This window comes from Nocardia sp. NPDC051900 (genome assembly GCF_044452545.1).
Taxonomy (GTDB): domain Bacteria; phylum Actinomycetota; class Actinomycetes; order Mycobacteriales; family Mycobacteriaceae; genus Nocardia; species Nocardia sichangensis.
On record NZ_JBITBU010000003.1, the window covers coordinates 302,979 to 321,811 of the forward strand.

At 68.0% G+C, this 18,833-nt stretch carries 18 protein-coding genes; 4 read left to right on the forward strand and 14 right to left on the reverse strand.

Annotation, left to right across the window (positions count from 1 at the left end):
- Positions 1-106: 106 nt before the first annotated feature.
- The 11 genes from ACIA5H_RS06140 to ACIA5H_RS06190 form a co-directional block, all read right to left on the reverse strand.
- Positions 107-898 carry a hypothetical protein gene (locus tag ACIA5H_RS06140; protein ID WP_397074260.1) on the reverse strand — a complete coding sequence of 264 codons (792 nt, stop codon included), beginning with the start codon at positions 896-898 and terminating at the stop codon, positions 107-109.
- Positions 895-2,319, reverse strand: a complete 1,425-nt coding sequence (locus ACIA5H_RS06145) for an MCE family protein (protein WP_397074262.1) — start codon at positions 2,317-2,319, stop codon at positions 895-897. Before ACIA5H_RS06145 ends, ACIA5H_RS06140 begins: the two co-directional genes overlap by 4 nt.
- The gene (locus tag ACIA5H_RS06150) at positions 2,316-3,569 is read right to left on the reverse strand and encodes an MCE family protein (RefSeq protein WP_397074264.1); all 1,254 of its coding nucleotides are present in this window, start codon (positions 3,567-3,569) and stop codon (positions 2,316-2,318) included. The genes ACIA5H_RS06145 and ACIA5H_RS06150 overlap by 4 nt, the downstream gene beginning before the upstream one ends.
- Positions 3,566-4,837 (reverse strand): MCE family protein, encoded by a 1,272-nt coding sequence (locus tag ACIA5H_RS06155; protein ID WP_397074266.1) that lies wholly within the window; start codon positions 4,835-4,837, stop codon positions 3,566-3,568. The genes ACIA5H_RS06150 and ACIA5H_RS06155 overlap by 4 nt, the downstream gene beginning before the upstream one ends.
- A complete protein-coding gene (locus ACIA5H_RS06160; RefSeq protein WP_379250388.1) occupies positions 4,834-5,895 on the reverse strand; it encodes an MCE family protein in 1,062 nt (353 codons plus the stop codon). Before ACIA5H_RS06160 ends, ACIA5H_RS06155 begins: the two co-directional genes overlap by 4 nt.
- On the reverse strand, positions 5,892-6,920 hold the full coding sequence (locus ACIA5H_RS06165; protein ID WP_355076905.1) for an MCE family protein: 1,029 nt from the start codon (positions 6,918-6,920) through the stop codon (positions 5,892-5,894). Before ACIA5H_RS06165 ends, ACIA5H_RS06160 begins: the two co-directional genes overlap by 4 nt.
- A complete protein-coding gene (locus ACIA5H_RS06170; RefSeq protein WP_379250387.1) occupies positions 6,917-8,131 on the reverse strand; it encodes an MCE family protein in 1,215 nt (404 codons plus the stop codon). The genes ACIA5H_RS06165 and ACIA5H_RS06170 overlap by 4 nt, the downstream gene beginning before the upstream one ends.
- A 3-nt stretch (positions 8,132-8,134) precedes the next feature.
- The gene (locus ACIA5H_RS06175; RefSeq protein WP_355076901.1) at positions 8,135-8,986 is read right to left on the reverse strand and encodes an ABC transporter permease; all 852 of its coding nucleotides are present in this window, start codon (positions 8,984-8,986) and stop codon (positions 8,135-8,137) included.
- A 4-nt stretch (positions 8,987-8,990) separates the two neighbouring features.
- Complete coding sequence (locus ACIA5H_RS06180) at positions 8,991-9,755, reverse strand: ABC transporter permease (RefSeq protein WP_355076899.1); 765 nt, start codon at positions 9,753-9,755, stop codon at positions 8,991-8,993.
- A gap of 289 nt (positions 9,756-10,044) precedes the next feature.
- On the reverse strand, positions 10,045-10,947 hold the full coding sequence (locus ACIA5H_RS06185) for a 3-oxoacyl-ACP reductase (protein WP_379250386.1): 903 nt from the start codon (positions 10,945-10,947) through the stop codon (positions 10,045-10,047).
- Positions 10,948-10,990: 43 nt separating this feature from the next.
- A complete protein-coding gene (locus ACIA5H_RS06190) occupies positions 10,991-11,179 on the reverse strand; it encodes a ferredoxin (protein WP_355076896.1) in 189 nt (62 codons plus the stop codon).
- Between the two features lie 154 nt (positions 11,180-11,333).
- On the opposite strand from ACIA5H_RS06190, the gene ACIA5H_RS06195 reads away from it, so the two are divergent.
- Both ACIA5H_RS06195 and ACIA5H_RS06200 read left to right on the forward strand, forming a co-directional pair.
- Complete coding sequence (locus ACIA5H_RS06195; RefSeq protein WP_356963637.1) at positions 11,334-12,527, forward strand: acyl-CoA dehydrogenase family protein; 1,194 nt, start codon at positions 11,334-11,336, stop codon at positions 12,525-12,527.
- Between the two features lie 20 nt (positions 12,528-12,547).
- Positions 12,548-13,642: an acyl-CoA dehydrogenase family protein gene (locus ACIA5H_RS06200; protein ID WP_397074271.1), complete on the forward strand. Its 1,095-nt coding sequence runs from the start codon at positions 12,548-12,550 to the stop codon at positions 13,640-13,642.
- Positions 13,643-13,888: 246 nt separating this feature from the next.
- Here the strand turns inward: ACIA5H_RS06200 and ACIA5H_RS06205 are convergent, their stop codons facing one another.
- Entirely contained in the window at positions 13,889-14,476 is a 588-nt protein-coding gene (locus ACIA5H_RS06205; RefSeq protein ID WP_379250385.1) for a TetR family transcriptional regulator, read from the reverse strand.
- Positions 14,477-14,577: 101 nt separating this feature from the next.
- Here ACIA5H_RS06205 and ACIA5H_RS06210 point away from each other — a divergent pair, with 101 nt between their 5' ends.
- Entirely contained in the window at positions 14,578-15,765 is a 1,188-nt protein-coding gene (locus tag ACIA5H_RS06210; protein WP_397074274.1) for an FAD-dependent monooxygenase, read from the forward strand.
- A 61-nt stretch (positions 15,766-15,826) separates the two neighbouring features.
- Here ACIA5H_RS06210 and ACIA5H_RS06215 read toward each other — a convergent pair whose 3' ends face one another.
- On the reverse strand, positions 15,827-17,476 hold the full coding sequence (locus ACIA5H_RS06215; RefSeq protein ID WP_379250383.1) for an acyl-CoA synthetase: 1,650 nt from the start codon (positions 17,474-17,476) through the stop codon (positions 15,827-15,829).
- Between the two features lie 60 nt (positions 17,477-17,536).
- Here ACIA5H_RS06215 and ACIA5H_RS06220 point away from each other — a divergent pair, with 60 nt between their 5' ends.
- Entirely contained in the window at positions 17,537-18,319 is a 783-nt protein-coding gene (locus ACIA5H_RS06220; protein ID WP_397074276.1) for a crotonase/enoyl-CoA hydratase family protein, read from the forward strand.
- 72 nt (positions 18,320-18,391) lie between these two features.
- Here ACIA5H_RS06220 and ACIA5H_RS06225 read toward each other — a convergent pair whose 3' ends face one another.
- Entirely contained in the window at positions 18,392-18,811 is a 420-nt protein-coding gene (locus ACIA5H_RS06225; RefSeq protein ID WP_379250382.1) for a VOC family protein, read from the reverse strand.
- Between the last annotated feature and the right edge of the window lie 22 nt (positions 18,812-18,833).

Genomic DNA, 18,833 nt, shown 5'->3' on the forward strand with positions numbered 1-18,833 from the left:
ACGCTCCGCTGCCGCCTCCGGGCCTGACCGTTCATGCTGTGTCCGATTCCGGCATGAACGGGGCCCTCCGTGGTCACGCTCCGCTGCCGCCTCCGGGCCTGACCGTTCATGCCACGAACTCCACGTTGGACACCGACAGCCCCGAATCGCCGCGCGACACGGTGACCCGGAACCGGTAGTACCTGGTCTGCGGCTCGGCCTGGCCCGCGTTGGTCAGCGTCTGCTTGGCGGCGACCAGCACCCGTCCGGAGCGATCGTCGTCGCTTTCCAGCGCGGCCTCGACGATCTCGCCGCTGGAGACCACTTTGGCCTGCTGCACGATGCTGGTGAACGGGTCGACCCGGCCGTCGAACTCGGTCTTGAACTCCCCCGAGGCCAGCGAGAGGATCCGGTCGATGTCCTGCTTGGCCGTATCCGCGCGGATGGTGGTCAGGTTGACGATCGCCTGCCTGGCGGTTTCCACGTATTCGGCTCGGCGCTGGTCACGTTCGTGGGTCGCGTGCATCGCGACAACCGACACGACCGCACCGGCCACGAGCGCCACGACCAGCAAGGCCGCGGCGGCCGCGGCGAGGACACGCGGCACTCCGCGCCGTTTGTTCCCTTCGGGCTCGGCCGGTGTTGCCTCGGAGTCGGGTTGGGCGTCGGTTTTCGTCACGGATAGCTTCGCCGCATCGACGCTCGAGTCGTCCGTGACCGGCGCCGAAGCGGACGAGACCTCCGGCTCGGCCGCAACCGAACTCGTACCGCCGTCCGCGACGCCGGTTTCGGTCGCGGCGGCAGGGTCCTTCGCGACCGCGGTCCGCACGCCACCGGTCGCGTTCTCCTCGACCGGCGGCCCGGCCGAGCGCACCGCACGCCGTCGCGCGCGGTGACCTTCTCCGTTGCTCTCACTCATCGTTGCTGCTCCTCGAGCATCGCCTGCCAGCTCGACGGTACCGCGCCCGAACCGCCCGGTCCGATATCGCCCTGTCGGTAGGTACGCCCGTCGGTGCCGATGTACACGCCGGTGGCCGGGTCGTACGACCGTGCGGCGGCTGGTGTGCCGCCACCGTAACTCGCGGGTGCGACGACCGGGGGCTCGCTCGCGGGCGCGGCGGCGGGCGCCACCGGACGCGGCGGCCCGAACGGCGGGTTGTCACCGATCGGAACGTACCCCGTGCGGCACAGTTCCGGCGTCGGGGCGCGCACACCGGGCACCTCGGCGCACGGCGTGTTGCGGATGCCGCGCACCGCTTCGGGTGCGTCCTGTGGAACCTTGCAGTACAGGCCCGGCGGCGTGTCCGGGGTGTCGAGCTCGCTCGGCGAGCGCCGCTGGTCGGGCGGGAGGAAGCCGGTCGTGCACGCGGGCGGGTCGTTGACCAGCGCCATGAAGTCGACCAGCGCGCCGTATTCCAGCGGACCGCGGACGGCGGTCAGCAGCGCGGCGACCAGCGGCGGATACACCACCAGGATCTGCTCGAGCCCCGCGTGATACGTGACGGCGACCTGACCGACGCTGACCAGATTCGACAGCAGCAGCGGCAGCGTCGGGCGCAGGTCCTCGAACAGGTTGGTCACCCGCTGCATCGAGGACGGGCCCTCGCGCAGGATTCCACGCAGCGCGGGGTCGTGACCGCGTAACTGGTCGGTGACCGTGGCGAGATCAGCGGTCCAGGAACGGATCGCGGCGTCCGAGCGGGCCTGGGTGTCCAGCAGCGGCCCGATCCGGTCGAGCAGCTGTTTCGTCGGTTCCGCGTTGGCCTGCGCTTCCTGCACCAGCAACGACGCGGAATCGATGAACCGTTGCAGGTCCGGTCCCGCGCCGTTGAACGCGAGGAACGCCTCGTCGATGACCTGTTTCAGCCGGGTGTCCGCGACGCTCGACAGCAGCCGGTCGGCCTGGTCGAGCAGCGAGCCGACGTCTTGCGGCAGCTTGGTGCGCTCCACCGGGATCACGCTGCCGTCGCGCAGGTTTCCGCCCGTGCGGTTCTGCGCGGGCACCAGGTCCACGTACTGCTCGCCGACCGCGGAGACGCTGCGCACCCACGCGTCGACATCCGAGGGAATCTTGTAGTCGCTGGCGATGGACAGCTTCGCGTCCACGCCGACCGGCGTCAGCCGGACCTCCTTCACCACACCGACGTTCGTGCCGCGATAGGCGACGTTGGCCGTCGGGTAGAGACCACCGGTCGCGGCCAGCCGCACGGTGACCTCGTAGCGCCCGATGCCGAACATCGCGGGCAGTTTGACGTAGGTGCCGCCCATGACCACCAGGCCGATCACCGTCAGCACGGAGAAGATGATCAGCTGGGTACGGACGAACCGGGTGAGTGTCACTGTCCCGGACCCCCTTGCGGCGCGGTGTTGCCCGGCATGGGCACGGTCAACCCGGGAATGGCGGGAATGCCGGGGATCGGCGGGAGTCCCGGGATGGTCGGGGCGGGCTGGCTCGCCGCGGGCGGCGGCGCCTGCAACGGACCCGTGGCCGGGTCGCCGTTCTGCGCTGCCGTGCCGGGCGCGAAGCTGCCGAGCGCGCCTTCCACGCCGCCGAACCGTCCGCCCAGCGGCGTTCCGGTGAGGAAGTTCGAATCCAGCCGCTTGCCGGTGATGTCCACGGTCATGAACAGGTTGAGGTAGTCACCCTTGATCGCGTGGTCCAGGTTCTTCATCGGGAACGGGAAGGTGGCCAGGATCTTCAGCGCCTCGGTCAGATCGCTGCCGGTGTCCGACAGCGACTTCAGCACCGGCACGAGGCTGTGCAGGTTGGCCTTCAAGTCGTCGCCGCTCGCCGCGACGATGCGCCGCACGACGTCGCTCAGCTCGCCCAGCGCGGTGATCGCCCTGGTGATGTTCGCGCGGCGATCGGCCAGCACGGTCAACGCCGGATGGATCTGCTCGATCGCCTCCGCCACCACGTCGCGCTGCTCGGCGAGCTGACCGCCGAGCCGGTCCAGTCCGCTCATCGCGGCGATGATGTCGCCGGTCTGGCGGTCCAGGTTCGTGGCCAGCTCGTTCAGCTGCGGCAGCAAGTCCCTGATGGCGTCCTCCCGCCCGGTGAGCGCGGAATTCAGCTCGTGGGTGATGGTTTCCAATTGCGCGACGCCACCGCCGTTGAGCACCACCGACAGCGAGGACAGCACCTGCTCGGTGGTCGGATAGGTTCCGGCGCGCGCGAGCGGGATGACGTCGCCCGCCTTCAACTGGCCTTCGGGGGGCTGATCGGTCGGCTCGGAGAGCTCGAGATGGTTGGAGCCGAGCAGACTGGTCTGCCCGATCTTGGCGACGGCGTTCGCGGGCAAGTGCACGTCCGGGTTCAGCGAGACGGTGACCAGCGCGTGCCAGTCCTCCACCTCGATCCTCGAGACGGTGCCGACCGCGACGTCGTGCACCCGCACCGGCGAATTCCTGGTCAGCGTGGTGACGTTCGGCATCTGGACGCGCACCTCGTAGGAGCCGGGCGCGGTGCCCTCGGTGCCGGGCATGGGCAGCGAATTCAATCCGTCCCACTGACAACCCGTGACGCCGAGCGCCACCGCCAGCCCCGCCGCGACGGCGGCGGTGCCGCGCATCCGCCGCCTCGGCATCATCGCCCTCCTCCTGTCAGGCCAGGGATGGCCAGCCCGGCGAGGCCGTCCGGGATGCTCACCGGAGCGGGCTGCGGCTGCGCCGGATTCTGGCTCGCCACCCGCCCGGCCAGGCTGGGATCGGAGTACACCAGCTGGTCGGGGAACGCGGTCACGCCGCTGGCCGGGTTCGTCATGATCGGCACGTAGTTCATGCTCAGGCTGTTGATCACCGGCGCGAGGTATTGCGCGCACAGGTCGGCGCTGCGATCGGAGTCGTTGGTCTCCAGCGCGCGGACCGAGCCGCACAGGAAGCCGAGCGGGTCGGCCGGGTTGTTCAGCGCGATCGCGCCGGTCAGGGTGCCTTGGGCCGGTTTGTAGATCTGGTAGAAGTTCACCAGCGCGGTCGGGCCGGAGTGCAGGACGCGCTCCAATTCCGGTCGCTTGTCGACCAGCACTTGGGTGGCGTCGGCCAGCCGCTGCACGCCCTCGGTGAGTTCCGCTCCGCTGCCCGCGATGAACCGGCGCACGTCGACGATCGCCGCGTCCAGGTTGTCCAGGCCCGCGCCGAGATCCGAGGAGACCCCGGCCAGCACCGAGGACACCGACGCGAGCCTGCCTTCGAACTGCACGATCTGCTCGTTGCTCGCCGACAGCACGTCGACGAACTTCTGCAGGTTGCGCACGGTGCCGAACAGGTCGGTGCGGCCGTCCGACAGCGTGTTCAAGGTGGCCGACAGCTCCCGCAGGGTGTCGCGGAACCGCTGCCCGTTGCCGTCGAGGTTGTTCGCGGCGGTGTCGACGAAGCGGCCGAACGACCCCTGTTTGTCGTCGCCGACCGGGCCGAGCGCGGTGGCCAGCTTGGACAGCTCGGCCTTGATGTCGTCCCATTCGACCGGCACCGCGGTGTGCTCGACCGGGATCACGCCGTTGTCCTTCAATTTCGGACCGCCGACGTAGGCGGGCGCGATCTGGATGAAACGCGCCGAGACCAGCGAAGGCGAGATGATCACCGCTTTCGGGTCGGCGGGGACGTCGACTCCGCGATTCAGGGTCATGGACACCTTCACCCGATCCGCGCCGGGCTCTATCGCGTCGATGCGGCCGACCTTGACGCCGAGCACCCGCACGTCGTCGCCCGCGTACAGGCCGGATGTGGAGGTGAAATAGGCGGTGACCTTGGTGGTCCCGATCCGGGTTATGCCGTTCCACGCGACGGCGACCACGAGCGCCGCGACGACCACTCCGGCCAGCACCAACGCCCAGCGAGGTAGTTTCCGTACGATATTCACCGCGGCGGCTCCTGTATCGCGGGTTCGATCGATGGGGACGGCGTGAGGTAGCTCTGCAGATCACTCGGCAGGTGCTGCGGCCACACCAGCGCGTCCACCAGCGGTTGCAGCGTCTTGCTCGCCGCGTTGATCACGTAGGCCTGGAAGTAGGGACCGCTGCCGACCTGCTCACCCAGGGCCGCGGCGAACGGTCCGAGCCCGTCCAGCGCCTCCGCGAGATTCTGCTTGTTGCGCTGCAACAGCGCCAGCACCGAATTCAGTTTGTCCAGGGCGGGTTTCAGCTGCGCCTCGTTGTCGGCGACCAGGCCGGAGAGCTGCTGGGCGAGTCCGTTGACGTACACGATCAGCTGCCCGAGGGCGGTGCGCCGCCGGTCCAGCTCGCCTAGCAGCTCGTTGCCGTCCAGCAGCAGCGCGCTGATCTGGTTGCCCCGGTCGGCGAGGATCTTCGTCACGTTCTGCGCCCGCTTCAGCAAGTCCGTCAGCGCTTGATCGCGCGCGTTGATGCTGCGGGAGAGCGCGGTGACGCCGTCCAGCGCCGAGCGCAACGGCGCGGGCGTGTCGGCGAAGGTCGCCGAGAGCGCGTCGAGGGTTTGGTCGACCCGGTCCAGGTCCAGGTCGTGCACCGTGCCCGCCAGGTCGCTCAGCGCCTCGTTGAGCGAATACGGCGATGTGGTGCGCTCGAGCGGGATGGTGTCGTCGACGCGCAGCGCGCCGGTGCCCGACGGCGTCAGCTCCAGCGACTTGCGGCCGAGCACCGTGTTGGTCTTGATCGCCGCCGAAGTCTTCTCACCGAGCACGATCGACTCCGCGAGAGTGAACCGGACGAGCACTTTCGCGCCGTCCAGGCTGACGTCCTCCACGCGACCGGATCGAACGCCCGCCACCTGGACCGGGTCGCCGGGCAGCAGGCCGCCCGCGTCGGCGAAGTAGGCGGTGAACGTCGCGCCGGAACGGATGAACGGCAGCCGGTCGAATTGCAGGGCCGACAGCGCCACCGCCACCGCGAGCACGAGGCCGACGATGCCGATGGTGATGGCGGGTGATCGCTGCTCTTTCATCGGTTGTCCGCACACCTTCCGGTCGTCTGCGCCCCGGGCATGTTGATCTTCATCGTCTGGCCGTTCGGGCCGTCCACCAGGAAGTTCGTCGAGCAGACGTAGAGCTGGAGGAAGGAGCCGTATGAGCCGATGCGGATCAGCTGGCGATAGGTCGACGGCAGCCGGTCCAGCACCCACTGGACCGTGTCCGACCCGGCGTCGAGATTCGTGGCCAGGCGCCCGGTCTGCTCGATGGTGCCCCGCAGATCGGGGCGGGCTTGGGAGAGCAGATCGGTCAGGTCACCGGTGGCGCCTGCGATGCGCGGGATCGCGTCGCCGATCTGGTCCTTGTCGGCGGCCAATCCGCTGATCAAGCGCTGTAATTCGGCGATCGTGGTGGCGAACTGGTCGCCGCGCTCATCGATGGTCTGCAGGACCGCGTTGAGGTTGTTGATCACGCTGCCGATCAGGGCGTCCCGGTCGGCGAGCGTCTTGGCGAACGAGCCGCCGCTGTTGAGCAGCGACACCAGCGTGCCGCCTTGGCCCTGGAAGATCTGCAGCAGCGCGTTGGTCAGGTCGTTCACCTGGCCGGGGTCGAGTCCGCGCAGCAGCGGCCGGAAACCGCCGAGCAACATGTCCAGATCGAGGGCGGGCGCGGTCTGTTCCTTGGCGATGGTGCCGCCCGGCTGCAAGACGCGGTTGGAGCCGGGGCCCTCCGACAGCTCGAGATAGCGGTCGCCCACCAGGTTCTCGTATTTGATCGCCGCACGAGTGCTGGTGAGCAGCCGGTACTTGCGGTCGACATCGAACTCGACGTGCGCGAGATAGTCCTTGCCCACCTTCACCGACTTGACGGAGCCGACCGGCACGCCCGCGATGCGCACCTTCGCCCCGGGCAGCATGCCGGAGGAACTGGTGAACACGGCGTGGTAGCCGTTCTCCCGCGCGAAGCGCATCTGACTGAACACGACCGCCAGGCCTGCGAAGATCAGCGTCATCACCAGGGTGAAGATGGCCAGTTTGACGGTGGTCGCGGTGTTCTTCACGGGCGCGGCACCCCCGGTAGTCCGGCGAACAGGATCTGGAAGATCTTCGGCGGGTTGACACTCAGTGTCGTCGACGGTGTGTACACATGCCCCTCCGAGGTGTCGGTGACGACATAGTCCGAGTGGCTGCCCGGCACCCGGTCCAGGATGCCTCCGCACTGCGGGCCGCCGGTCGCGTTGACCTTGGGCAGATCCTCCGGGTAGGTGTACGGCTTCGCGCCGTACATGAAGCCGGTGTTCAGCGCGACGCCTTCCTGCAGGCCACCGAAGACCGCCTCACCCATCGGCAACGCCTTGCCAAGGCCGCCGATCAGGCAGTACAGCGCGGGCGCGTACTCGTCGAGCAATCCGGTGGTCGGGCGCAGCAGATCCAGCGCCGTGCCGAGCTGATTCTCGTTGTCGCGCAGGACCGATCCGGTGGTGTCGGCCAAGCCGGTGAGATTCACCAGCACGTTGTCCAGGCTGTCCTGTTCCTGGGTCAGGGTCTTGCTGGTGACCGTGAAGTTGTCCACGGTGCGCAGCAGGTCGTTCACCGAGTCCGCGTACAGGTCGGTGACCTGGCCGGTCTTCGCCAGATCCTGTTGCAGCGTCGGCAGATACGGGTTGATGTCGCGCAGGTAGGCGTCGCTCTGCTCGAGCAGTTCGCCCAGTTTCTCCCCGCGGCCCTGTAGCGCGGTGCCCAGCGCGGACAACGTCGCGTTCAGCTTCTCCGGCTCGATCTTGGCGAGCACGTCGGACAGGTGCTGGAACAGCGTGTTGAACTCGACGGTCACCCGCTGCGCGGTGACGACCGCGCCAGGTTGCAGCGAAGTGGCCGCCGGCTGCTGCGGGACGATGAAGTTGACGTACTTCGCGCCGAACACCGTGGTGGACCTGATGTCGACGTCCGCGTTGGAGGGCACCAGCTTCAGCAGTTCCGGATCGAGGGCCAGCTTCAGCCTGGCGCCCTCGTCGGTGTGGTCGACCGAGGCCACCCGGCCGATCTCGACACCGCGCACCTTCACCTTGGCGTCCGGGTCCAGCACCAGGCCGCTGCGCGGCGCGTCCACCGTGACGGTGGCGGTGGGCGTGAACCCGCCGACGAACATGACCAGCGCGACCGCCATGATCGCGACCAGCGACAGCACCATCGCCGCCCCGGCCAGTTTCAGGCCGAGCCCGCCGCGCAGCGCCCGCACCAGGCGGTTTTCCGTTTGCTTCGATTCCGCCATGTCTTATCCGGAGAGATGGAAGTTGCCGGAGGTGCCGTAGATGGCCAGCGAGATCAACAAGGTCACCGTGACCACCGCGACCAGCGAGGTACGCACCGCGTTGCCCACCGCGACACCCACGCCGACCGGCCCGCCCGCGGCGTTGTAGCCGTAGTAGGTGTGGATCAACATGACCGCCAGTGCCATGAAGATCGCCTGGGCGAAGGACCAGAGGATGTCGCTCGGGATGAGGAACGTGGAGAAGTAGTGGTCGTAGACGCCCGCCGACTGCCCGTAGATCACCACGGTGGCGAACCGGCTGGCCAGGAACGAGGCGATTACCGCCAGCGCGTAGAGCGGGACGATCGCGATCATCCCGGCCAATACGCGGGTGCCCACCAGGTAGGGCACCGGCCGGATCGCCATCGACTCCAGCGCGTCGATCTCCTCGGCGACCCGCATCGCGCCCAATTGCGCGGTCGAACCGGCCCCGATGGTGGCCGCCAGGCCGATGCCGGAGATCACCGGCGCCGCGATCCTGACATTGATGAACGCCGCGAAGAAGCCGGTCAGCGCCTCGACGCCGATATTGCCCAGCGAACTGTAGCCCTGCACGGCGATGGTGCCGCCCGCGAAGAGGGTCAGGAACCCGACGATCACCACCGTGCCGCCGATCACCGCCAGCGCGCCCGTGCCCATGCTGATCTCGGCGATCAGCCGGATGGTCTCGGTCCGGTAGTGCACCAGCGCCCGTGGAATGGCGCCGAGCGCCTGGGCATAGAAAACGGCATGCTTTCCCACCGAATCGAGCGAGTCCGACATCCGACGCACCCGTCGAACGGTACGGGGGAAGCGGGATTCGATTACGAAGGCCATCGGATCACCGCGCCGTGAACTTGATGCCGACGGCGGTGACCACCACGTTCACGACGAACAAGGCCATAAAAGCGAAGACTACGGTCTGATTCACCGCATCACCGACACTCTTGGGTCCGCCTTTGACATTAAGGCCCAGATAGCAGGCGACCAGTCCGGCGATCAGCCCGAACAATCCGGCTTTCACCTCCGAAATGATCAGCTCGGGCAGATGGGTGAGCAGCGTGATGCCATTGACGAACGCGCCGGGGTTCACGTCCTGCAGAAACACCGAGAAGAGAAATCCGCCGACGATGCCGATGGTGCACACCAGGCTGTTGAGCATCAGTGCGACGAACATCGAGGCGAGCACTCGGGGCACCACCAAGCGGTGCACCGGATCGATGCCCAGCACCCGCATGGCGTCGATTTCCTCGCGGATGGTGCGTGCGCCGAGGTCGGCGCAGATCGCGGTCGCGCCCGCCCCCGCGACAATGAGCACGGTGACGATCGGCCCCACCTGGGTGACCGCACCGAACGCCGCACCCGCTCCGCTGAGGTCGGCCGCGCCGATCTCCCGCAACAGAATGTTCAGCGTGAAGCTCACCAGAACGGTGAACGGAATGGCCACCAGCAATGTCGGCACGATCGATACTCGCGCGATGAACCACGACTGATCGATGAACTCGCGCCATTGAAAGGGTCTGCGCACGCTGGCGCGTGCGACATCGGCGGTGAGTTCGAAGAATCCGCCGACGGCCCGCAACGGCACGGCAAGGACCTCGTTCATCCGCGATCCTCCTTGCTCACCGGCGACACAGCACACGGCGCGAATCTCACCGTGGCCGCACCGCCGGAACGATTAGAACATGTTCACCGTGTTGCCGGTAGCACTTTTCACACATTTGAAGTGCAATTTTTCGAAAGATCGGCATATAAATTTGGAACCGGTGTCAGCGAGTGATGATCCCACCTTTGTGAGGTGAGACATAACCCGTCCCTATGTCTACCAAGCACCGATCCCATGATCAACAGTTGGACAGCTGATCAGTTGCGCGCTCGCGGCGAGCCGCCGCGGCTCACCCCAACTCGGTCAGCGAAGAGGCCGAGAAGGTCCGCCCATCGGGGCGATCGGCGAAGTAGCCGCCCAGCGTGTCGGCCAGATCCCGCGGCGACCACTCCCCCGCGGCCGCGTCGAACCGATGCTCGACGACGGGCGCCGCCATGAGCGCCACCATCCCCCCGTAGACGACGAACAGTTGCCCATTGACCGCGTCGGCCGCGGGCGAGGCCAGATAGGCCACGAGCCGGGCCACGTGATCGGGCGACAGCGGATCGGGCTCCCCCTCCGGCGCGGGACTGAACACCGTCTCGGTCATCGCCGTGCGCGCCCGGGGCGCGATCGCGTTGGCGCGCACGCCGTAGCGCGACAGCGCCCGCGCTGCCGAAAGGGTCAGCGCGGTGATGCCCGCCTTCGCGGCGCCGTAGTTGGCCTGCCCCTCCGGGCCCAGCAAGCCGGCCTCCGAGGAGGTGTTGACCAACCTGCCGTAGACCGGCGCGCCCGCCTGCTTCGACTTGCCGCGCCAGTAGGCGGCGGCATTGCGCGACAGCAGGAAATGGCCGCGCAGGTGCACCGCGAGCACCGCGTCGAAGTCCTCGTCGGACATGTTGAACAGCATCCGGTCGCGGGTGATGCCCGCGTTGTTGACCACGATGTCGACCGAGCCGAACGACTCCTCCGCGGCGCGGATCAGCGCGTCGGCGGTGGCGCGCTCGGCGATGCTGCCCGCGACGAACTCCGCCTTGGCGCCGAGCGCCCGGATCGCGCCGAGCGTGTCGGCGACCGCGTCGGACTCCGCGAGATCGTTGACCACCACGGACGCGCCGGCCCCGGCCAGCGCGAGCGCTTCGGCCCGCCCAAGTCCGGCGCCGCCGCCGGTCACGATCGCTACTCGGCCCGCCAGGCTCAGATCATTGCTCACGCGGCCGACTCTAGAACGTGTTCCAACTTACGGCAAGAGTCCTTCACTGCAGCCGCAGCGCCGCCTTGGGGCACTGCGCGACGGCATCCTGGACATCGGCGAGCCGATCGGCGGGCACATCGGCGTTCGCGATGTGCAGCACGTCCTCGTCATCGAGTTCGAACACGTCGGGGGCGATTCCGACACATATTCCATTAGCTTCGCACTGGTCTGGATCGACACTGATCTTCATGGCAACTCCTTTACCACCACTCTGGCCGAAGCCTAACAAGCCGATCCGCTCCACCGGGGCGTCATCGGGAGGATTCAGTATCAATACTGGAACATGTTTCAGTCCATATGCAATGATCGGGGGAACCCGATCCAACGAAGCATGAGGTATAGCCATGCGCATTGCGTACACGCCGCAACAGGAGCAGCTGCGCGCGGAACTGCGCGACTACTTCGCGCGGCTCATCACCCCCGAGCGCCGGGAGGCCCTGAGCGCGCAGACCGGCGAGTACGGGCAGGGCAACGTCTACCGCGAGGTGGTCCAGCAGATGGGCCACGACGGCTGGCTGGCGCTGGGCTGGCCCAAGGAGTACGGCGGCCAGGATCGCCCCACCATGGATCAGCTGATCTTCACCGACGAGGCCGCGATCGCGGGCGCGCCGGTGCCGTTCCTGACCATCAACTCGGTGGCGCCCACGATCATGCACTACGGCAGTGAGGAGCAGAAGAAGTTCTTCCTGCCCAAGATCGCGGCCGGTGAACTGCACTTCTCCATCGGCTACTCGGAGCCGGGCGCGGGCACCGATCTGGCCAGCCTGCGCACCACCGCGGTGCGCGACGGCGACGACTACGTGATCAACGGCCAGAAGATGTGGACCAGCCTGATCGCCTACGCCGACTACGTCTGGCTGGCGGTGCGCACCGACCCGACCGCCAAGAAGCACAAGGGCATCAGCATGCTCATCGTGCCGACCACCGCCGAGGGCTTCTCCTGGACGCCCGTGCACACCATGGCTGGGCCGGACACCAGCGCCACCTACTACCAGGACGTGCGGGTGCCCGCGAGCGCGCTGGTCGGCCAGGAGAACGGCGGCTGGGCGCTGATCACCAATCAGCTCAACCACGAGCGCGTCGCGCTCACCTCGGCCGCGCCGCTCGCGCTGGCCCTGCGCCAGACCGTCGAGTGGGCGAGCAACACCAAGGCCGGTGACGGCTCCCGCGTGATCGATCGCGAATGGGTGCAGCTCAACCTGGCCAAGGTGCACGCCAAGGTCGAGTACCTCAAGCTGCTGAACTGGGAGATCGCCAGCCGGGCCGACGCGGGCGGCGACGCGGCTCCGCGCCCGTGGGATGCCTCCACCTGCAAGGTGTACGGCACCGAGCTGGCCACCGAGGCGTACCGGTTGCTCATGGAGGTGCTCGGGCCGCAGGCCTACCTGCGCCAGGACTCCCCCGGCGCGGAACTGCGCGGCCGTCTGGAGCGCATGCACCGCGCCGCGCTCATCCTGACCTTCGGCGGCGGCACCAACGAGGTGCAGCGCGACATCATCGCCATGACCGCCCTCAAGCAGCCTGCCGCGGCGCGCTGATCGAAAGCAGGTAGAACGCTATGGATTTCACCCCCACCGAAGCCCAACTCGATCTCGGCCGGCTGACCGGCGAGGTGTGCGGCAAGCTCGTCACCGCCGACCGGCTGCGCGAACTCGACACCGCAGACGAGCGATTCGATCAGCAGCTGTGGAACTCGCTGGCCGAGACCGGCGTGCTCGCGGCCGCGCTGCCCGAGGCGGTCGGCGGCAGTGACCTCGGCTCGCTCGAGCAGACCGCCATCCTGCGCGAGCTGGGCAAGCACCTCGCGGCCGTGCCGTACCTGTGGTCGATCGCGCTCGGCGCGGGCGCGCTGGCGCGGTTCGGTTCCGCGGCGCAACAGGAGCTGGCCACCCGGGCGGGCGCGGGCAGCGTCATCCTGACGGTCGCGCTGGCTGAGGAGCGCAACTGGGAACCCGCCGCACCCACCACCACCGCGGTGGAGACCGAGGACGGCTGGCGGCTGACCGGCGCGAAGACCACCGTGCCCTTCGCGAACCGGGCCGAGCGAATTCTGGTGCCCGCCACCGTCTCAGGGATCACCGCGGTGTTCCTGGTCGATCCCGCGGCGGCGACCGTGACCGCGCAGCAGGTGGTCGACCGTAGCCCCGAATTCGCGGTCGAACTCACCGATACCCCCGCCGAACTCGTCGGCACGGTGGACAGTGGCGCGGAGATCCTGGACTGGATCCTCACTCGCGCCTGGCTCGGTCTGAGCGCCCTACAGCTCGGCACTCTGGAACGGGCGCTCGAGCTGGTCGCCGACTACGCCAGGGAGCGTGAGCAGTTCGGCAAGGCGGTCGGCAGCTTCCAGGCGGTGGCGCAGCGACTCGCCGACGCCTACATCGACGTCCAAGGCCTGCGCCTGGCGGTCACCCAAGCGGCATGGCTGCTGTCGGAGGACCTGCCCGCCGCCGAAGCGGTGCACACCGCCAAGTTCTGGGCCGCCGACGCGGGCCACCGCGTCGCGCACACCGTCGTCCACGTGCACGGCGGCGTCGGCATCGACCGCGACCACATCGCGCACAACTACTTCACCGCCGCCAAACACAACGAGTTCGCCCTCGGCGCGGGCACCGACCACCTCCGCGCCCTCGGCGCGTTGCTGGCAGGCTGAGCGCGGCACGGCAGACCGATCGGCCCGCACGACAGCACGTCGTGCGGGCCGATTTCGTTGCGCCTCAGGCGACTCGCCGGTTCAGCTCCGCGCTGACCCGCAATACGTGGTCGGCGGCGTCTTCGAACGCCGCTCGGCGCTGGTCGAGCGCATTCGCGCCGCAGCCATGGACATGCGGCCACTCTGTCGCGGAGCAGCAGGGATCGTCGGCCGTCATTCGACCGTACCGCCCCGTACCAGCTGATTTCACTCAGTCGGGATGGACGTCAGGTAGCGCTGGAGGGTGGGCGCGACCTCGGCGATGATCTGGTCGCGGGTCAGGGCTACGACCGGGGGCAGGCACAGGACATAGCGGCACAGGGCGAGGCCGAGCATCTGCGTGACGATCAGACCTCCCCTGCGTGGAGCGTCGGCGGGATCCCCGAAACGCAGGACGGCGGGCAGTATCTGCTGGGTGAAGATGGCGCGGACGCGTTCGGCCACGGCCTCGTCGGTGATCGACGAGCGCAGCAGCGTCAGCAGCACCTCCCTGTTCGGCTGCTCTTCCCAGATCTCGAAGAAGCGGCGCACCAACTGCTCCCCCAGGGTGTCCGGGTCCGCGGAGCCGAGGTCGGGCAGATCGAGACGGACGTCGACCGCCGCCGCGAAGAGGCCGTCTTTGCTGCCGAAGTACCGCATGACCATGGACGGGTCTATGTCCGCGTCCGCGGCGATGGCGCGGATGGTCGCCTTGCGGAAACCTTCGGCGGCGAACCGCGCGCGGGCCGCCTCCAGAATCGCCGCACGCGTCGCGTCCGAGCGGCGAGCAGGGGGTTGATCAGGCTCTACGGTCATGCCAACAAGTGTAGGCCAACAACTGTTGACTTCCTAGCGCCAGCCGCGCTACGGTTATGTCAACAAACGTTGGCCTACAAACGTTGACCTGAGGAGTTCCGATGAACGCCACCCCGAACCCGCTGCCCGCCGCCACCTCCGTCGTGATCGTCGGCGCGGGTCCCGCCGGACTCACCGCCGCCATCACCCTGGCCGACGCGGGGGTGGATTTCGTCCTGCTGGACCGGCTGAGCGAAGGCGCGAACACCTCGCGCGCCGCGGTCGTGCACGCCAGGACGCTGGAAGTACTCGAGCAGCTCGGCATCGCGGACGAACTGGTCGCGACGGGCGACATCGTCGCGCGCTTCACCGTCCACGACGGCGGGCACACCCTGGCGACCATCGGGTTCGACGGGCTGCCGACCCGCTACCCCTACACCTTGATGACACCGCAGGACACCACCGAGGCGGTGCTGCTGAAGCGACTGCGGCAGGCGGGCGGGGAGGTCCAGCGCCCGTACCAGGTCACCCGGGTGGCGGAGGAGAACGACGGCGTCACGGTCGAATACACCGACGAGGCGGGTGCGCCGGGCAGCATCCGCGCGGACTACGTCATCGGAACCGACGGCATGCACAGCATCGTCCGCGAGCAGGCGGGCATCGGATTCACCGGCGCGACCTACCCGGAATCCTTCGTCCTCGCCGACGTGCGGATGGACTGGCCGATCGCGCGCGACGAAGTGGCCCTGCACCTTTCACCGGAGGGCGTCATGGTGGTCGCGCCGCTGCCCGACGAGAAGGAGCCGAACCGCTTCCGCGTGGTCGCCACCCTGGAAACGGCGCCCGAGCACTCGACCGCGGAGGACATCCAGAAGCTTCTGGACGCCCGCGGCCCCGGCGGCACGGTGGGCGTGCACGAAGTGCTGTGGAGCTCGCGCTTCCGCGTGCACCACCGCGTCGCCGACCACTACCGCAGCGGCCGCATCCTGCTCGCGGGCGACGCCGCCCACGTGCACAGCCCGGCGGGCGGCCAGGGCATGAACACCGGCATCCAGGACGCCGCCACCCTCGGCCCGCTCTTGGCCCGCGTGCTCGCGGGCGAGCCGGACGCTCTCCTGGACGACTACGAAACGACCCGCCGCCCCGTCGCCCTCGGCGTCGTCTCGTTCACCGACCGCATGACCAAGATGGCAACGCTGCACGCCCGCCCCGCCCGCACCGTGCGCAACCTGGTCCTCAGCACCCTGTCCCGCATCCCCACCTTCCGCCACCGCCTCGCCTACCAACTGTCCGAACTCGCCAACCGCTGATTCGGCGCGAAACGTAGTCGGCCACCGTTGCGGACAACGGTGGCCGACCGGGCGGATGAACCTACTTCCCGCTCGCCACGGCGTTGTCGTCGGCGGGACGGGAGAGGGCCTGTTCCTTGGCCCAGCGGTAGTCGGGCTTGCCCGCGGGTGAGCGCTTGATCTCGTCGACGAACCACAGGCTGCGGGGGAGTTTGTAGGGCGCGATCTCCTGGGTGAGCATGGGGCGCAGCTCCTCGAGGGTGGGGCGGGAATCGCCGCGGCACTGCACGACCGCGACCACGCGCTGGCCCCAGCGCTCGTCGTCGATGCCGACCACGAGCGCGTCGAAGATCTCCGGGTGGGTCTTGAGCGCGCCCTCGACCTCCTCGGGGTAGATCTTCTCGCCGCCGCTGTTGATGCTGACCGAGCCGCGGCCGAGCATGGTGACCGTGCCGTCCTCCTCGACGCGGGCGAAGTCGCCGGGGATGGCGTAGCGGACGCCGTTGAACTCCTTGAAGGTCGCCGCGGTCTTGACCTCGTCCTTGTAGTAGCCGAGCGGGATGTGCCCGCGCCGGGCCAGGATGCCGACCGCACCGGAGCCGGGCTGCACGGGATTGCCGTCCTCGTCGAGCACCTCGGTGGACGCGTCGATCTTCACGCGCGGCCCTCCGGTGTGCGTCGCGCCCTTGGCGACGATGGCGATACCGCCGAAACCGGTCTCCGAGGAGCCGATGGAATCGGAGATCATCCGGTTGGGCAGCAGCTCCAGGAACTGGTCCTTGAGCGCGGGCGAGAACAGCGCCGCGCTGCTGGCCATCACGTACAGACTCGAAAGATCGTAGGGCTGACCGGTTTCCGGATTGCCCTCGATCAGCGCGTCGAGCATCGGGCGCGCCATGGCGTCACCGGTGATGAAGATCAGGTTGATCTTGTGCTTGTCGATGGCCCGCCACACGCCGTGCCCGGAGAACTCCGGGAGCATCACGGCTTTGCCGCCGCCGAACAGGCTGTGAAACGTGGCCCACTGCGCCCCGCCGTGAATCATCGGCGGGATGGGGAACCGCACCATCGGCGGGCTGCCCGCACCGACCTTGGCAAGCTCCCACTCGTCCTGGACGTATTCGCCGGTGATGAAGTTGATGCCCGCGCCGAGCACGCGCCAGACGTCCTCCTGACGCCACATCACGCCTTTGGGCATGCCGGTGGTGCCGCCGGTGTAGACCATGTACAGGTCGTCCGGGGAGCGTTCACCGAAGTCGCGCTCGCCGGAGGACTGCGCGATCACCGCTTCGTATTCCACCGAATCGGCTGCGGTGGGAATGGTGCCGGTCGTATCGTCGTCGACGACGATGACGGTGCGCAGCTGCGGGGTCTTGGAACGAACGGCGGCGACCCGGTCGCTGTAGCGCCGCTCGTGGATCAGCGCGACCATGTCCGAGTTGTCGAAGATGTATTGCAACTCGTTCTCGACGTAACGGAAGTTCACGTTGATCATCACGGCCCGCGCCTTGAAGACCGCGACCATGGCCTCGACGGCCTCGATCGTGTTGCGTGAGTAGATACCCACCTTGTCGCCCGGCTGGACTCCCTGTTCTTGCAGGTAGTGAGCGAGACTGTTGGCCCGCTCCTCCAACTGGGCGTAGGTGACCTCGCGGCCGTCGTCGGCCAGCGCGACGCGGTCGGGCATCAGGTCGATGGCATGTTCGACAAGGTCCGCTATGTTGTAGCTCACAGCCATAAAAATAGAACGTGTTACTGTTTCTGACAAGGCTCGAAGTCAGGAGAATCAGCGATGCCGCACTGCCTCGTCGAGAAGCGCGACCACGTCCTCATCGTCACCATGAACCGGCCCGAGGCGCGCAACGCGCTGTCCGGCGAGATGATGGCGATCATGAAAGACGCCTGGAACCAGGTGGACGACGATCCGGACATCCGGGTCGCGATCCTGACCGGCGCGGGTGGCGCGTTCTGCGCGGGCGCCGATCTCAAGGGCATGACCTCCGAGCACCCCGGCGACACCATCGACGGCGGCGGCTGGAATCCGGCCAAGCTCGAGGCGCTGCTCAAAGGACGCAGGCTGACCAAGCCGCTGATCGCGGCGGTCGAAGGCCCCGCCATCGCGGGCGGCACCGAGATCCTGCAAGGCACCGACATCCGCGTGGCCGGAGAGAGCGCGAAATTCGGCGTGTCCGAGGCGCGTTGGGGCCTGTTCCCGCTGGGCGGCTCGGCGGTGCGGCTGGTCCGCCAGATCCCTTATACCGTCGCCGCCGAGATTCTGCTCACCGGACGGCACCTGACCGCCGCCGAGGCCAAGGAGATCGGCCTGATCGGGCACGTGGTGCCGGACGGCACGGCGCTGGACAAAGCGCTGGAGATCGCGGGGCAGATCGCCGCCAACGGCCCGCTGGCCGTGCAGGCCATCCTGCGCACCATCCGCGAGACGGAGGCCATGCCGGAGGAGGACGCCTTCCAGATCGACGCCAAGCTCGGCATGTCCGTATTCCGCTCGGCCGATGCCAAGGAAGGGCCGCGCGCGTTCGCGGAGAAGCGCAATCCCTCTTTCACCGGAAACTGAATTCCCGGATCGAGCCTTACGCCCCCGATGCGCGACCAGTGCACGCGCATCGGGGGCGACCCCTCGCCGGGCTCAGTTCGCGCCCGGGTAATCCATCCAGAACGGCTCCCACTGGTGACCGTCCGGGTCGATGAAGGTGCGGCCGTGCATGCCCACCTGCGCCTCCTGCGCCCGCTTGTCCTCGTTCACCTCTTCGGTCGCGCCCGCGGCCAGCGCGGCCTCGGTCAGGCTGTCGACCTCCTCGGCGCTGCCCAGCGCGAGCGCGTACGCGGCGTTGATCGCCGCCTTCGTGTCCGCCACCGGACGCTTGCTGAACGTGGTGAAGAAATCCCTGATGAGCAGCATCAGGCAGATGTTGTCGTCCACCACGATGCAGGCCGCGTTGTCGTCGGTGAACTCCTGGTTGACCTTCCAGCCCAGCGCCTCGTAGAACGCCATCGATCGGTGCAGATCGGCGACCGGGAGATTGATGAAGATCATTTTGCTGCTCATGGCCTCTTCCTCTCGAGCAAAT